The 15391-nt window shown below is 70.5% G+C and carries 13 protein-coding genes; 1 reads left to right on the forward strand and 12 read right to left on the reverse strand.

Annotation, left to right across the window (positions count from 1 at the left end; genetic code table 11):
* Positions 1-29: 29 nt before the first annotated feature.
* The 4 genes from FZ046_RS21840 to metH form a co-directional block, all read right to left on the reverse strand.
* Positions 30-1502, reverse strand: a complete 1473-nt coding sequence (locus FZ046_RS21840; protein ID WP_070351460.1) for a sugar porter family MFS transporter — start codon at positions 1500-1502, stop codon at positions 30-32.
* A gap of 79 nt (positions 1503-1581) precedes the next feature.
* The gene (locus FZ046_RS21845) at positions 1582-2262 is read right to left on the reverse strand and encodes an HAD family hydrolase (RefSeq protein WP_070351491.1); all 681 of its coding nucleotides are present in this window, start codon (positions 2260-2262) and stop codon (positions 1582-1584) included.
* 70 nt (positions 2263-2332) lie between these two features.
* Entirely contained in the window at positions 2333-3568 is a 1236-nt protein-coding gene (locus FZ046_RS21850; RefSeq protein ID WP_070351461.1) for an HNH endonuclease signature motif containing protein, read from the reverse strand.
* 67 nt (positions 3569-3635) lie between these two features.
* The gene (gene metH / locus FZ046_RS21855) at positions 3636-7400 is read right to left on the reverse strand and encodes a methionine synthase (RefSeq protein WP_083297978.1); all 3765 of its coding nucleotides are present in this window, start codon (positions 7398-7400) and stop codon (positions 3636-3638) included.
* Positions 7401-7625: 225 nt separating this feature from the next.
* Here metH and FZ046_RS21860 point away from each other — a divergent pair, with 225 nt between their 5' ends.
* Entirely contained in the window at positions 7626-8477 is an 852-nt protein-coding gene (locus tag FZ046_RS21860) for a PAC2 family protein (RefSeq protein WP_070351492.1), read from the forward strand.
* Between the two features lie 4 nt (positions 8478-8481).
* Here the strand turns inward: FZ046_RS21860 and FZ046_RS21865 are convergent, their stop codons facing one another.
* The 8 genes from FZ046_RS21865 to FZ046_RS21900 form a co-directional block, all read right to left on the reverse strand.
* Positions 8482-9381 (reverse strand): SDR family oxidoreductase, encoded by a 900-nt coding sequence (locus FZ046_RS21865; RefSeq protein WP_070351463.1) that lies wholly within the window; start codon positions 9379-9381, stop codon positions 8482-8484.
* Positions 9382-9436: 55 nt separating this feature from the next.
* Entirely contained in the window at positions 9437-10678 is a 1242-nt protein-coding gene (mshC, locus tag FZ046_RS21870) for a cysteine--1-D-myo-inosityl 2-amino-2-deoxy-alpha-D-glucopyranoside ligase (protein ID WP_070351464.1), read from the reverse strand.
* 141 nt (positions 10679-10819) lie between these two features.
* Positions 10820-11608, reverse strand: coding sequence for a 3'(2'),5'-bisphosphate nucleotidase CysQ (locus FZ046_RS21875; RefSeq protein ID WP_070351465.1), 789 nt, complete (start codon positions 11606-11608; stop codon positions 10820-10822).
* Positions 11605-12270, reverse strand: a complete 666-nt coding sequence (locus FZ046_RS21880) for a GNAT family N-acetyltransferase (protein WP_070351493.1) — start codon at positions 12268-12270, stop codon at positions 11605-11607. The genes FZ046_RS21875 and FZ046_RS21880 overlap by 4 nt, the downstream gene beginning before the upstream one ends.
* Before the next feature lie 35 nt (positions 12271-12305).
* Positions 12306-13187: an Rv2133c family protein gene (locus tag FZ046_RS21885; protein ID WP_070351494.1), complete on the reverse strand. Its 882-nt coding sequence runs from the start codon at positions 13185-13187 to the stop codon at positions 12306-12308.
* On the reverse strand, positions 13171-13758 hold the full coding sequence (locus FZ046_RS21890; RefSeq protein WP_070351466.1) for an Rv2134c family protein: 588 nt from the start codon (positions 13756-13758) through the stop codon (positions 13171-13173). The genes FZ046_RS21885 and FZ046_RS21890 overlap by 17 nt, the downstream gene beginning before the upstream one ends.
* 67 nt (positions 13759-13825) lie before the next feature.
* Positions 13826-14527 carry a histidine phosphatase family protein gene (locus tag FZ046_RS21895; RefSeq protein WP_070351467.1) on the reverse strand — a complete coding sequence of 234 codons (702 nt, stop codon included), beginning with the start codon at positions 14525-14527 and terminating at the stop codon, positions 13826-13828.
* Positions 14524-15354, reverse strand: coding sequence for an undecaprenyl-diphosphate phosphatase (locus FZ046_RS21900; protein ID WP_070351495.1), 831 nt, complete (start codon positions 15352-15354; stop codon positions 14524-14526). Before FZ046_RS21900 ends, FZ046_RS21895 begins: the two co-directional genes overlap by 4 nt.
* Positions 15355-15391 lie beyond the last annotated feature (37 nt).

Genomic DNA, 15391 nt, shown 5'->3' on the forward strand with positions numbered 1-15391 from the left:
CGTCGTCACGGCGGTTTCGCGGTTTCGGGTCAGGACGTCCGTGCGGGTTTGGCGGTGTCGAGGATCTCGCCGTGCATGTCCTCCAGCGACACGCCCTTGGTCTCCATCACCCAGCGCCAGACGAAGAGGCCGGACAGCACCGCGCACAGCCCGTAGAAGCCGTAGGCGAGCCCCAGGTGCTCGCGCAGGCCGGGGAACGTGACGGTGATCAGCCAGTTGGCCGCCCACTGCCCCGCGGCGGCCAGCCCGAGCGCGGCGGCGCGGATGCGGTTGGGGAACATCTCCCCGAGCAGCACCCAGACCACCGGCCCCCAGGACATGCCGAAGGCGACGACGAACAGGTTGGCCGCGATCAGCGCGATCACGCCGGACGCTCCGGGCAGGCTCGGCGTGCCGTCGGGGCCGACGGTGGCGTTGGCGAAGATGACGGCCATCGTGATGAGGGTGACGGCCATGCCGGTCGATCCGATGAGCAGCAGCGGCTTGCGGCCGATCTTGTCGATGAGCGCGATCGCGATCAGCGTGGTCAGCACGTTGATGACGCTGGTGATGACGGTGTAGATCGCGGACTGGTCGGCGCTGAATCCGACGGCCTGCCACAGCACGTTGCTGTAGTAGAAGATGACGTTGATCCCGACGAACTGCTGGAAGATCGACAGGCCGAGGCCGACCCACACGATGCCGTAGATGCCGCCGGTGGGCTTGCGCATGTCGCGCCACGACGGCTTGTCCTCGCGCTCGAGCGTCTCCTGGATGCGGGTGATCGTGATCTCGAGGTTCTTCTGGCCCAGCAGGCGGCTGAGCACCCGGCGGGCCTCCGGGACCTTGTGGCTCGCGACGAGGTACCGGGGCGACTCGGGGATGGTGAACGTCAGCGAGCCGTACAGGATCGCGGGCACCGCCATGGCGAGGAACATCCAGCGCCAGGCATCCAGGCCGAGCCACAGCGGCTCGTTGGGGCCGCCGGCTGCCCACTGCAGCAGCCAGTTCACCGCGAAGGACAGGAAGATGCCGGACACGATGGCGAGCTGCTGCAGCGACCCGAGGCGGCCGCGGATGCCGGGCGGCGACGTCTCGGCGATGTAGGCCGGCGCGATGACCGATGCGACGCCGACGCCCACGCCGCCGACGATGCGGAACAGCACCACGGCCCACACCTCGTGGGCGAAGCCGGTGCCGAAGGCGCTGATGAGGAAGAGCACCGCAGCGATCTTCATCACCGAGATGCGGCCGATGCGGTCGGCGATGCGGCCCGCGGTCATGGCGCCGGCGGCGGCACCGAGCAGCGCCGAGGCCACCGCGAACCCGAGTTCGGCGTTTCCGATGCCGAAGTCCTCCTGGATGGAATCCACCGCGCCGTTGATGACGGCACTGTCGTAGCCGAACAGCAGGCCGCCCAGCGCCGCGACGGACGCGATCCGCACCGCGGTGCGGCCGGACGCGAAGTCGTCGTCGGAGAAGGGTGCGGCCGACTCGTCGACGGGCGGACCTTGACCAGCCATGAGAAGTCCTTTCGCAGCGCTGCGTGACGTGAGACACATTCAAGCACTCGGCGCGGTGCGCTGTGGGCGTACGAGGGCCCTAGTGCAGTACCCCTGCGCCGGAGTTCAAATCGGCATGGATGCCGCGCAGGTCAGCCACGGTCACTGCCGCGAGCGTCGGCAGGTGCCTGCGCCGGGGACTCTCGGGCACGGCGACGTCCTGTGGGACGACGACCACCGGGCAGCCCGCGGCTTCCGCGGCGGTGGTGCCGGCGACGGAGTCCTCGATGGCCAGGCAGTCCCCGATCGGGACGTCGATCAATTCCGCGGCGCGACGGTAGATGTCGGGCGCGGGTTTGCCGCGCGGCACTTCGTCACCGCAGACGGTCGCCGAGAAGTACTGCCGGCCAATGCTGTTGAGGGCCTGCTCGGTGAGGTCGCGGCGGGTGTTGGTGACCAGCGCCATCGGGACGCCGGCAGCCGACAGCGCCTCGAGCAGTTCCCGGGCGCCGGGCTGCCACGGCAGGCCGGCGGCGAAGAGTTCGCCGACGTAGTCGTGTAGCCAGTCGATTTCGGCGGCGAAGGCCGCCGGCTCGCGGGCCAGGCCGAGGTCGGCGTAGACGATCGCCATGACGTCCTCGGCCGATCCCCCGACGGTGGATTCGCGCATCTCGGCCGTGAGCACGCCGCCGTGCCTGCGGTACAGCTCGTGCAGCGCGACGTCCCACAGTTTCTCGGAGTCGACGAGAGTCCCGTCCATGTCCCAGAGGACGGCCCTCAACGCTGCGCTCACGTCGGCGATTCTTTCACGCGCCGGCGACGACGGCTAAATCGTGCGGTGCACGAGGCGACTAGTTCGTGGCCGGTGGTGGTTGCGGTTGGAAGGGGTCGTACCACCACCATTGGGCGCGTTCGCCGGTCGGTCCGGGACACGGCGGCACGTCCGGCGGCGGCGCGGTCGGTGTTCGCGCCAGCGCTCGGTCGTGCAGGGCGGTGCCGTCGGCGTCGGCGACACTGAGGTGCTCGGCCGGCCCGCTGATGACGATCAGCCCGCGGTGATGCGCCCGGTGATGATACGGACACACCAGCACCAGGTTGTCCAGATCGGTCGGCCCGCCGTCCTCCCAGTGCACCACGTGATGCGCATGCAGCCCCCGGGTCGCCCCGCACCCGGGAACCACGCAGCAGCGGTCGCGATGCTCCAACGCCCGGCGCAGCCGGCGACTGATCTGCCGGGACTCCCGCCCACACCCGATCGGGCGGCCATCGCGCTCGAACCACGCCTCGAACGTCGCATCACAGGTCAGGTGTCGGCGGTCGGCGTCGGTCAGCACCGGACCCAGGTGCAGTGACCCCACCCGCCGGTCGACGTCGACGTGCACCACCACCGTGGTGCGCTGCCCGTGCGGACGCGCCGCCGCCTCGCTGTCCCAGCCCGCGGTGACCAGCGCCAGGAATGCGTCGACAGTGTTCGGCATGGGCGGCGCACCCCCGGTCGCGTCGGCGCCGTCGGCGTGGTCGAGCTTCCACGCGGTGACCAACCGGTCCAGGTGTGACGCCAGCGCCGCGTCGAGCACCGCGGCCTCGTCGTGGGGCAGCGTGATCCGCCACGTGCACGACGTCTCGTCGCTGGTCTTGCCGATCGACCGCTTCGGGTCCGGTGTCGGTCGCGGCGGGCGGGGTTCGAGTTTCACCGCGGTCCGCAGCTGGGTCACCGTGGCGACCTCGACCAGCGGGGCGTAGTGCTCATCGGATCCGTCGGCGGCCTGCTCGGCGATCACCCCCACCTGATCCAGCGACACCCGCCCGTCGCGCAAACCCGCAGTGCAGCGCGGGAACTCGGCACTGCGGCGGGCGACGGCCACCACCGTCTCGGCGTTGCGCGGGGACACCCCGGTCTTCCACGCCACCAACGCCGGCACCGATTTCGCGCCGGTCATGCCACACAGGCCCTCGCGGTCGATCTCGGCGACGACGTCCACGATCGCGCCATCGATCGCATTGCGCTGCCCCGTCAGCTCCGCCAACCGGTCGAACAACGCCTCCAACCGCTCACCCGGAGACACCGAAGTCGAGGCGGAGGACATGACCCCATCCTGCCGACGGGGTCCGACACGTCAGCGTCGAACGACGACCGCCGGTCGCGGCCTCATGTCAGTCCTCGGGGTTGTAGCCGAGATTCGGCGCGAGCCACCGCTCGGCCTCGGCCAGCGTCCAGCCCTTGCGCTTCGCGTAGTCGGCGACCTGGTCCTGGGCCAGCCGGCCCACGACGAAGTACTGCGACTGCGGATGCGAGAAGTACCAGCCGCTCACCGCGGCACCGGGCCACATCGCCATCGACTCGGTCAGTTCGATGCCGGTCCGCTCGGTCACGTCGAGCAGCGAGAACAGCGTCGTCTTCTCGGTGTGCTCCGGACAGGCCGGGTAGCCGGGCGCCGGGCGGATGCCCCGGTACTTCTCCTCGATCAGCTCGACGTTGTCGAGTTGCTCGTCGGGCTGGTACCCCCAGAACTCGGTGCGGACCCGCTGGTGCATCCGCTCGGCGAAGGCCTCGGCCAGCCGGTCGGCGAGCGACTCCAGCAGGATGGCGCTGTAATCGTCGTTGGCGGCCTTGAATTCCGCGATCCGGTCCTGCCCGCCGAGTCCCGCCGTGACGGCGAAGGCACCGACGTGATCGGCCAGCCCGGTGGTCTTCGGCGCGACGAAGTCGCCGAGGCTGCGGTTCGGGATGCCCTCGCGGTGCTCACCCTGCTGCCGCAGGTTGCGCAACGTGGTCAGCACCTCGGTGCGGCTCTCGTCGGTGTAGACCTCGATGTCGTCGCCGACCGCGTTCGCCGGGAAGAAGCCGATGACCCCGTTGGCGGTCAGCCACTTCTCCTTGATCAGGGTGTCGAGCATCTCCTGAGCGTCGTCGTAGAGCTTGCGGGCGGCCTCCCCCGAAGCCGGGTTGTTGAGGATGTCGGGGAACCGGCCCTTCATCTCCCAGGCGTTGAAGAACGGCTGCCAGTCGATGTACTCGCGCAGCTCGGCGATGTCGTAGTCCAAGAATTCGCGCACCCCGAGACCCTGGGCGGGCACGGGCGGCGTGTAACCGTCCCAGTCGATCGGCGTTCGGTTGGCCCGGGCCTTCTCCAGGGTGAGCATGGGCCGCTCGTTCTTCTGCGCGTGCCGCTCGCGCAGCGACGCGTAGTCCTTCTCCGTCGCCTCGAGCAGCGCGGGACGCTGCTTGTCGTCGAGCAGCGCGGCCGCCACCGGCACCGAGCGCGACGCATCCTTGACCCAGACCACCGGGCCGGACCGCCGCGGCGAGATCTTCACGGCCGTGTGCGCACGCGACGTGGTCGCGCCGCCGATCAGCAGCGGGATCTTCAGGCCTTCGCGTTCCATCTCGACCGCGAAGTTGCTCATCTCGTCCAGCGACGGGGTGATCAGCCCCGACAGCCCGATGATGTCGGCGTCGTGCTCCTTGGCCGCGTCCAGGATCTTCTGGGCGGGCACCATCACGCCGAGGTCGATGACCTCGTAGTTGTTGCACTGCAACACGACTCCGACGATGTTCTTGCCGATGTCGTGGACGTCGCCCTTGACCGTGGCCATGACGATGGTGCCGTTGGTGTCCTTGCTCTTGGCCGCGGCCGCGTTCTGTTCCTTCTCCGCCTCGATGAACGGCAGCAGGTAGGCCACGGCCTTCTTCATGACGCGCGCCGACTTCACGACCTGGGGCAGGAACATCTTGCCGGAGCCGAAGAGGTCGCCGACGACGTTCATGCCGTCCATCAGCGGGCCCTCGATCACTTCGATCGGACGGCCGCCGGCCGCGGCGATCTCGGCGCGCAGTTCCTCGGTGTCGTCGTCGACGTGGGCGTCGATACCCTTGACCAGGGCGTGGGTGATGCGCTCGCGCACCGGCAGGCTGCGCCACTCCGCCGCCCCGCGTTCCTCGGCCGCGTCGGTCTTGTTGTACCGCTCGGCGATCTCGAGGAGCCGCTCGGCGGCGTCGTCGCGGCGGTTCAGCACCACGTCTTCGATGCGGTTCCGCAGCTCGGTGTCGATCGAGTCGTAGGGCACCAGCGCACCGGCGTTGACGATGCCCATGTCCAGACCGGCCTTGATGGCGTGGAACAGGAACACCGAGTGGATGGCCTCGCGGACCGGGTTGTTGCCGCGGAACGAGAACGACACGTTGGAGATGCCGCCGGAGATGTGCACCCCGGGAAGGTTCTCCTTGATCCACGCGCACGCCTCGATGAAGTCGATGCCGTAGGTCGCGTGCTCCTCGATGCCCGTCGCCAGCGCGAAGCAGTTCGGGTCGAAGATGATGTCCTCGGGCGGGAAGCCGACGTCCTCGGTGAGGATCCGGTAGGCACGACCGCAGATCTCCTTGCGGCGCTCCAGGTTGTCGGCCTGGCCCAGTTCGTCGAAGGCCATCACGACGACCGCGGCGCCGTACTTGCGGCACAGCTTCGCCTCGCGGACGAACTTCTCCTCGCCCTCCTTCAGGGAGATCGAGTTGACGATCGGCTTGCCCTGCACGTTCTTCAGGCCCGCCTCGATGACGTCCCACTTGCTGGAGTCGATCATCACCGGAACGCGGCTGATGTCCGGCTCGGCCGCGATCAGCTTGGTGAAGCGATCCATCGCGGCGATGCCGTCGATCATCCCCTCGTCCATGTTGATGTCGATGACCTGCGCCCCGACTTCCACCTGCTGCAGGGCCACCGACAGCGCACTGTCGTAGTCCTCGGCCTTGATTAGGTTGCGGAACCGGGCGGAGCCGGTGATGTTGGTGCGCTCGCCGATGTTGACGAACAGCGAGTCGTCGGTGATGTTGAGCGGCTCCAGGCCCGACAGCCGGGTGGCGACCGGGATCGACGGCAGCGTGCGCGGCGACTTTCCGTCGACCACCTTGGCGATCTCGGCGATGTGCGGCGGCGCCGTGCCGCAGCAGCCGCCGACGAGGTTCACCAGCCCCGCCTCGGCGAAGTCGGCGATGTACCCCGCCTGCCGCTCCGGGGTCTCGTCGTACTCGCCGAAGGCGTTGGGCAGCCCGGCGTTCGGGTAGCAGGACACGTAGGTGTCGGCGATCCGCGCCATCTCGGCGATGTAGGGCCGCATCTCCGGCGCGCCCAGGGCGCAGTTGAGCCCGACCGCGATCGGCCTGGCATGCCGGATCGCGTTCCAGAACGCCTCGGTGACCTGGCCGGACAGCGTCCGGCCCGACGCGTCGGTGATGGTGCCCGAGATGATCAGCGGCCAGCGGCGACCGCGCTCCTCGAACAGCGTCTCCACGGCGAACACCGCGGCCTTCGCGTTGAGCGAGTCGAAGATGGTCTCGACGATGAGCAGGTCGGCGCCCCCGTCGACGAGGCCGTTGGCGGCCTCCAGGTAGGCGGCGACGAGCTGGTCGTAGGAGACGTTGCGCGCACCGGGGTCGTTGACGTCGGGCGAGATCGACGCCGTCCGCGTCGTCGGGCCGATGGCGCCGGCGACGTAGCGGGGCTTGTCCGGGGTGCTGAAGTCGTCGGCGGCCTTGCGCGCCAGGGCGGCACCGGCGTAGTTCAGCTCGTAGGCGAACTCGTGCATGTCGTAGTCGGACAGCGAGATGGCGTTCGCGTTGAACGTGTTGGTCTCGAGGATGTCGGCGCCCGCCTCGAGGTACTCGCGGTGGATGGCCTCGATGATCTGCGGCTGCGTCAGGTTCAGCAGGTCGTTGTTGCCCTGCAGCGCGGTGGGCCACTCGCGGAACCGGTCGCCGCGGTAGCCCTCCTCGTCGGGCCGGTCACGCTGGATCGCCGTGCCCATCGCGCCGTCGATCACCATGATGCGCTCGTTCAGGGCAGCCTTCAGCGCGTCGGTGCAGTCCGGGCGGACGTTCGGCTCGAATGTCGCAGCTACGGCGTTCACGTGCACTCCTTCCATGGCGGAAGGCGTCCTTGACTCTGCCGAGCGTGGCGGCTACCAGGGACCCCCGGCACCGTTGCAACGCCTCTCGACCCGATGAAGTCTACGTCGTCCGTCGAACGAGTTCTCGTCCCGACCGACGTCTCGCCCAGCGTGGGTCAACCACGACGACGCCGTGCGCATTCCGCCGGGTGATGGACGTGCGCCGTCGGGCGCAAGGCTTACGCTGGGTTGGTGACAGACCTGCCCGAACTGCATGACCCCATCGTGGTCGCGGCCTTCGAGGGCTGGAACGACGCGGGCGATGCGGCGAGTGACGCGCTGGAGCACCTCGACGCGATCTGGGAGGCCGAGACGATCGTCGAGATCGACGACGAGGCCTACTACGACTACCAGGTCAATCGTCCGGTGATCCGGCAGATCGACGGCGTCACCCGCGAGCTGGTGTGGCCGTCGATGCGGATCTCGTACTGCCGGCCGCCGGGCAGCGACCGCGACATCGTCCTGATGCACGGCGTCGAGCCCAACATGCGCTGGCGGACGTTCTGCGCCGAGTTGCTGGCGATCGCCGACAAGCTCAACGTCGACACCGTCGTGATCCTGGGGGCGCTGCTCGCCGACACCCCGCACACCCGGCCGGTGCCGGTGTCGGGCGCCGCCTACTCCCCCGAGTCGGCCAAGTACTTCGGCCTGGAGGAGACCCGGTACGAGGGCCCGACCGGCATCGCCGGGGTCTTCCAGGACGCGTGCGTGGCCGCCGGCATCCCCGCCGTCACCTTCTGGGCGGCGGTGCCGCACTACGTCTCGCAGCCGCCGAACCCGAAGGCCACCGTGGCGCTGCTGCGCCGGGTCGAGGACGTACTCGACATCGAGGTGCCGCTCGCCGATCTGCCGACCGCGGCCGAGGAGTGGGAGCAGGCCGTCACCGAGATGACCGCCGAGGACGAGGAGATCGCCGAGTACGTGCACTCCCTCGAGGAGCGCGGTGACGCCGAGGTCGACATGACCGAGGCGCTCGGCAAGATCGACGGCGATGCGCTGGCCGCCGAGTTCGAGCGCTACCTGCGCCGCCGCGGGCCCGGCTTCCGGGGCTGAGCCGTCACGGAATGGTCGGCTTGGTCTTCTCGTCGCTCCAGGTGTGCGAGTACTGGCTGGTGGAACGGCCCAGCGCGGCGACCTCGGCGTCCATCTTCGGCAGCACGTCGGGCACGATCGCGCGCACCGGCAGTTCGCCGAGACGCGTCGACATCAGCGGCTTGAGCCAGCGCGCCACCGCGACCCACTCCGGGCAGAACACCCGCGACTTGCGCCGCTCGATGCCCTTGACGAACGCCTCGCCGCACTTCTCGACCGACGTCGTGGACGAGAGCGGGCCGGGCAGCCGGGACAGCATCTCGGCGAACGAACTGAGGTCCTTCTTGGTGTCGTTCACCATCGCGGTGTCGATCCACGACATGTGCGCCGAGCCGACGTCGACGCCCCGGTGGGCCACCTCGAGGCGCAGGGCGTTCGCGAACTGCTCGACGGCCGCCTTGGACGCGTTGTAGGGCGCCAGCCCGGGCGCGGCGGCGTACGCCGCGAGCGAGGACACGATCAGCACGTAACCGCGGCGGTCGATGACCGAGGGCAGCGCGGCCCGCACCGTGTGGAAGACCCCCAGCACGTTGATCTCCAGGAGGCGCTTGAACACCTGCGGGTCCACCTGCAGCACCGACCCGTAGCTCGCGATGCCGGCGTTGGCCACCACGACGTCGATGCCGCCGAACCGCTCGACGGCCGCGTCCACGGCGGCCTGCATGGCGGCGAGGTCGCGCACGTCGGCCACGGCGGTGAGCACGCGGTCGGTGCCGAGCGCCGCGGCGCGCTCGGCGAGCGCGTCGGCGTCCAGGTCGGTGAGCACGAGCCGCGCCCCCCGGGCGTGCAGTCGGCGCGCCACCTCCGCGCCGACGCCGGCGGCCCCGCCGGTGATGAGGACGACCTTGTCGCGAACTGAAGGCATGCGCGAAAACGTACTGCACCGCGGCCGCCGGGAGTAGCCGCGAGGGGGCGCCGTCCTACAGCGCGATGCCCAGCAGCGCGTCGACCGCCGTGGCGACGGTGCGTGGCGCGGCCGCGTCGTGCCCGCCGTAGGTGAGCGCATCGGTCGCCCAACCGTCAAGCGCGGCAAGCGCTTTGGGCGTGTCGAGGTCATCGGCGAGGTACTGGCGCACCCGCGCGACGACGTCGGCGGCGTCCGGTCCGGCGGGCAACGCGGTCGCTTCGCGCCACCGGGCGAGTCGGGTGCGGGCCTCGTCGAGCACGGCGTCGCTCCAGGACCGGTCCTCGCGGTAGTGCCCGGCGAACAGGCCCAGCCGGATCGCGGCGGGGTCGACGCCGTCTGCGCGCAACCGTGACACCAGCACCAGGTTGCCGCGGCTCTTGCTCATCTTGTGGCCGTCCCAGCCAATCATGCCGCCGTGCACGTAGTGCCGTGCGAAGCGGCGCTCCCCCGTGACGGACTCGGCGTGCGCGGCGGAGAACTCGTGGTGCGGGAAGACGAGGTCGCTGCCGCCGCCCTGGACGTCGAGGTCCGTGCCGATGCGGGTGAGCGCGATTGCCGCACACTCGACGTGCCACCCCGGCCGGCCCGGCCCGAACGGCGAGGGCCAGCTCGGTTCCCCCGGGCGCTCGGCGCGCCACAGCAGCGCGTCGAGCGGGTCGGACTTGCCTGCCCGGTCCGGGTCGCCGCCGCGCTCGCCGAACAGCGTCAGCATGGTGTCGCGGTCGTAGCCCGATTCGTAGCCGAACTGCAAGGTGGCGTCGGCGCGGAAGTACACGTCGGGATGACCGTCGCCCGCGTCCACGACGTAGGCGGCACCGGACGCCAACATCTTCTCCACCAGCTCGACGACCTCGGCGATGGCGTCGGTGGCGGCGACGTAGTCGTGCGGCGGCAGCACCCGCAGCGCCGCCATGTCCTCGCGGAACAGTTGCGTTTCGCGATCGCCGAGGGCCCGCCAGTCGACACCGTCGCGGGCGGCGCGCTCGAACAGCGGGTCGTCGACGTCGGTCACGTTCTGCACGTAGTGCACCCGGCGGCCCGAGTCCAGCCACAGCCGGTACACCAGGTCGAAGGCCAGGTAGGTGGCGGCGTGGCCGAGGTGGGTGGCGTCGTACGGCGTGATGCCGCAGACGTACATCGAGGCCGTGTCCCCCGTCGTGACGGGCCGCACCTGACGGTCGGCGCTGTCGTACAGCCGCAGTTCCGGGCCACGGCCCGGCAACTCCGGTACGTGCGGCGCGGGCCAGGAGTGCATGGCTGAAACTCTAGGGTTCACGGCGGACTGGGCGCGTGCGGGGGTGAGCGCGTTCACCGGCGGACTCCCATCGGTTGGTCATTCGACGTCCAACGACACCGCGCGCCGCGATTTGATTCCCGCCGGGCGTGACGGCGGGCGTCACCAGATGGAGCGGATGCCCTCGAGCAGCGTGTCGGCCAGCTCGGGCCGGCACATCAGCAGGTCCGGCAGGTAGGGGTCGGGACGGTTGTAGAGCAGCGGCGACCCGTCGATGCGCGACGCATGCAGTCCGGCGGCGCGCACCACGCCGGCCGGTGCGGCCGAGTCCCACTCCCACTGCCCGCCGGCGTGGATGTAGGCGTCGACGTCGCCGCGCACGACGGCCATCGCCTTCGCGCCCGCCGAGCCGATGCCGATCAACTCGACGTCGAGGACGTCGCGTAGCCACCACAGCACCGTCGGCGGGCGGTGCCTGCTGGTCGCGATGCGGATCGGCCCGGGTTCGCGCGGCGGCGGGCCGGTCACGGTGTCGGTGCGGTAGACCGTGCCGACGGCCGGCAGTCCGACGACGGCATCGGTGATGCCGCCGTGTCCGGCCCCGTCATGGTCGCGCCCGTCGTCTGCGGGCCCGCCGTGGCGCTGCCACAGCGCGATGTGCACCGCCCAGTCGACGCGGCCGGGCAGGGAGAACTCGCGGGTGCCGTCCACCGGGTCGACGATCCACACCCGGTCCGCCCGGATCCGCGCGAGGTCGTCGGCGGCCTCCTCGCTCAGCACGGCGTCGTCGGGCCGCTCTTCGCGCAAGCGCCGCAGGATGAAGTCGTTCGCCTGCCGGTCACCGAGGTCGCCGAGGTCGTACGGGTGGGCGAACCCGACCTCCTCCCGGAGGGCCACCAGCAGTGCGCCGGCCTCCTCCGCCACCTGCGCGGCCAGGGCCGCGTCGGTCACCGCGGCGTCGCGCCGGGTGCCCGGACCACCATCGGCACGGCCGGGAAGTAGGCCGCCATCTCCGAGCGGCAGCGACGCAGCGCGGCGGTGCCGTACCCGCAGTGGCGGTGGTCGGGATGAATCCAGATCCGCACGTTGACCTCGCCGCCGACGAGTTCGCCGAACACCATGCCGACCTTCTGGGACGACTCCTCGGCCACGAACCAGACGGCCTCCTCGGCCGACACCCGGGCGAGCGCGGCGGCGATCTCGTCGTCCAGGCTGCCTGCCGGCCCACCCGAGCCGTCGCCGGACGCGCCGACGTCCTGGGTGCGGGCGGCGAACACGTCGCGGTCCTCGGCACCGGAGAACGGCCGCAGCGTCAGGCCCTCGCCGGAGCTGGCAGGCCGATCGGCGAAGGTGAACGTCAGTTGCTTGTTGAGGTCGTCGAGTTCCTGGGCGATGCGGCGACGGGAGTCGCGGGTCAGCCGATCGAACTGCATGGCCATCACCGCCTCGCCACCGAGGTGCGACGTGCCGAGCAGCTTGGCGATCGCCTCGACGGCGGCGGCCTTGTCGTCGGCCTCGACGATCACGTCGAGCACCTCGTGCCTGCGGTCGAGTGCCTTCTGGAGGGCATCGGTGATCTCGCGGCGGGCGGCAGCCCGGTCATGATCGGTCATCGGGCCAGCGTAGAACACTCACCCGCGCCGGCGGCTCAGAACGCCGGCCACGGGATGGGCCGGTGCCGGTCGGGCGTCGGCATGACCGGGTTGGCAAGCAGCGCAACGGTTCTGGACCGCAGGGCGGCAACCTCGTCGCGCGTGACGTGCGCGCGCATTTCGTCGGCCAGGTCACCGCGGAGCGCGTCGCGCAGGGCGGCCACCCGGGCCAGCAGCTCGTCGTCGACGGGCTTGCCCGCCCAGCCCCACAGCACGGTGCGCAGCTTGTCCTCGGCGTGCAGGCTCACGCCGTGATCGACGCCGTACACCCGGCCGTCGACCCCGGCGAGGATGTGGCCACCCTTGCGGTCGGCGTTGTTGATCAGCACGTCGAACACCGCCATCCGGTGCAGCCGGGGGTCGTCGGCGTGCACCAGGGTGACCTCGTCACCGTGGTAGTCGTAGGCCTGCAGGATGGGCAGGTAACCGGGCGGGATGCGGCCCGCGGGCACCAGGTCGACCAGGTCCGGCCCCGGATCGGGTTCAGCAGTGGGCTCGTCCGAGAGATCGTCGTCGGGGTCTTCTTCGGCGGACGGCTCGTCGTCCCCGGACAGGACGTCGCCCGGTTGGTCGACCCAGCGCTGCACCATGCCCGGGCCGGCCGGCCCGTCGCGCACCACGGTGAGCGGCACGACGTCCCAGCCGAGCGCCGCGGACACCAGGTAGGCGCCGTACTCCCGGCCGGCCAGCGTGCCGTCGGGGAAGTCCCACAGCGGCGCCTCGCCGGCGACGGGCTTGTAGACGCAGTGGACGGAGGTCTGGTCGAGCACGGCCTCGCACAGGAACGTCGCGTTGCTGGCCGAGCGGATGCGGCCGAGCACCGTCAGCTCACCGCAGACCAGGACGTCGCGCGCGGCGGTCTCAGAGTTCGGGTTCATCGTCTCCCGCGCCGAGCGCACCGCGCCGGTAGCCGTTGGTCCGGACGCAGATGTGCCCGGCCGGGTCGAGGGGCTCGTCGCACAGCGGGCACGGCGGGCGGCCCGCCGAGATGACGCGGTTGGAACGGGCGGCGAACTGGCGCGCCGACTCGGGGCTGAGGAACACCCGGACCGCGTCGGGCCCGTCCTCGGCGTCGTCGAGCACCACAGACGCGTCGAACTCGGTCTCGGAGACGGCGAGCAGTTCGACCACCACCGTCTGCGCCTCGGAGTCCCAACCGAGCCCCATGGTGCCGACGCGGAACTCGGCGTCCACCGGCATCACCAGCGGGCTGAGGTCGTCGACGTCGTCGACCTCGGGCGGGATCGGCGTGCCGAAGCGGCGGTTGATCTCGAGCAGCAGCGCCGAGATGCGTTCGGCGAGCACGGCGACCTGCTGCTTCTCCAGCATCACCGACACCACCCGCTTGTCGTGGACCGCCTGCAGATAGAACGTCCGGTTCCCCGGTTGCCCGACGGTCCCGGCCACGAAGCGGTCGGGTGAGCGGAAGACGTGAATCGAGCGGGTCATGGCCTTTCCAAAATACCGGTAAGCGGCGGCGCTGCCGCAATTCGCACGGCCCGCGGTCGTCGGGTGATCAGTCGGTGCTGCCACCCACGACGGCATCCGTCGCCGCCACCTCGCCGTCGGCGGCGGGCGTGGGAGGGGGCGGGGTGAGCGCCGAGGTGAGTCCGGCGCCGGTGTGGTTGACGTGCAGGACGAACGGACGGACGGCGGTGTAGCGCACGACGCTCATCGAGGCCGGGTCGGCGGTGATGCGCTGGAAGCCGTCGAGATGCACCCCGAGCGCGTCGGCCAGCACGGCCTTGATGACGTCGCCGTGCGTGCACGCCACCCACAGCGCGTCGCCGCCGTGGCGTTCGGCCAGCAGCCGGTCGTGCTCGCGGACCGCACGCACCGCGCGGTGCTGCACGTCGGCGAGTCCTTCCCCTCCCGGGAAGACGGCGGCGCTGGGCTGCTGCTGGACCACGGCCCACAGCGGCTCCTTGACGAGATCGCCGATCTTGCGGCCGGTCCACTCGCCGTAGTCGACCTCGACCAGCCCGTCCTCGACGACCGGGTCGAGCCCGAGCGCGGCCGCCAGCGGCTCGACCGTGCGGGCACACCGCAGCAGCGGCGAGCGCACGATCGCCCGCACCGGGAGGTCGCCGATGCGCTCGACCACGGTCCGGGCCTGTTCGGCGCCCTTCTCGTCGAGGTCGACGCCCTCGGACCGCCCGGCGAGGGTGTGCGCGGTGTTCGACGTGGACCGGCCGTGCCGGAGCAGGATGACGGTCACTGGGCGGCCAGCACGCCGGTGCTCAGCAGGACCAGCACGGTGACGCCCACGATGATCCGGTAGCCGACGAACCAGTACATGCTGTGCCGGACCAGGAACTTGAGGAACCACGCGATCGCGGCGTAGCCGACCACGAAGGCGATGACCGTGCCGACGAGGAGTTGCAGGCCGGTCGCGCTCTGTCCGGCACCCTCGGGGTGGAAGGCGTCCGGCAGCGAGAACAACCCGGAGGCCAGCACCGCCGGGATGGCCAGCAGGAAGCCGAACCGCGCGGCGGCCTCCCGCTTCTGGCCGAGGAAGAGGCCTGCGCTGATCGTCACACCGGACCGGGACACGCCCGGGATGAGCGCCAGCGCCTGCGACGTGCCGACGATCAGGCTGTCCTTCCAGGTGAAGTCGCGGATCTCGCGGGTCTGCCTGCCGACGTACTCGGCGGCGGCGATCACGGCGGAGAAGACGATCAGCGCGGTCGCGATGATCCACAGGTTGCGGATGTCGTCTCGGATGTAGTGCTTGAAGGCGAGTCCGGCGACGGCGATCGGGATCGTGCCGAGGATCACCCACCAGCCCAACCAGTAGTCGGCGGTGCGCTTGGCCGCGTCGAAGAGCCCGGCGAACCAGGCCGAGAGGATGCGGGCGATGTCACGGGCGAAGTAGATGAGCACCGCGATCTCGGTGCCGATCTGGATGACGGCGGTGAACGACGCGCCCGCGTCGCGGCCGAAGAACGCCTGGGACACGATCGCGAGGTGGCCCGAGGACGAGACCGGCAGGAACTCCGTCAGGCCCTGCACCACCGACAACACCACCACCTGCAGCCACGACACGTCGTTCACGGGAGAAGACCGTACCGCGCGGACCTGC

Origin of the sequence: Mycolicibacterium grossiae (assembly GCF_008329645.1) — a bacterium.
GTDB lineage: Bacteria > Actinomycetota > Actinomycetes > Mycobacteriales > Mycobacteriaceae > Mycobacterium > Mycobacterium grossiae.

Excerpts from the sequence above, each read along its gene's own strand:
- metH (WP_083297978.1), bottom strand. The coding sequence starts at position 7,400 with ATGGAAGGAGTGCACGTGAACGCCGTAGCTGCGACATTCGAGCCGAAC.
- FZ046_RS21880 (WP_070351493.1), bottom strand. The coding sequence starts at position 12,270 with ATGACCGATCATGACCGGGCTGCCGCCCGCCGCGAGATCACCGATGCC.
- FZ046_RS21890 (WP_070351466.1), bottom strand. The coding sequence starts at position 13,758 with ATGACCCGCTCGATTCACGTCTTCCGCTCACCCGACCGCTTCGTGGCC.
- FZ046_RS21865 (WP_070351463.1), bottom strand. The coding sequence starts at position 9,381 with ATGCCTTCAGTTCGCGACAAGGTCGTCCTCATCACCGGCGGGGCCGCC.
- FZ046_RS21885 (WP_070351494.1), bottom strand. The coding sequence starts at position 13,187 with ATGAACCCGAACTCTGAGACCGCCGCGCGCGACGTCCTGGTCTGCGGT.
- FZ046_RS21850 (WP_070351461.1), bottom strand. The coding sequence starts at position 3,568 with ATGTCCTCCGCCTCGACTTCGGTGTCTCCGGGTGAGCGGTTGGAGGCG.
- mshC (WP_070351464.1), bottom strand. The coding sequence starts at position 10,678 with ATGCACTCCTGGCCCGCGCCGCACGTACCGGAGTTGCCGGGCCGTGGC.
- FZ046_RS21840 (WP_070351460.1), bottom strand. The coding sequence starts at position 1,502 with ATGGCTGGTCAAGGTCCGCCCGTCGACGAGTCGGCCGCACCCTTCTCC.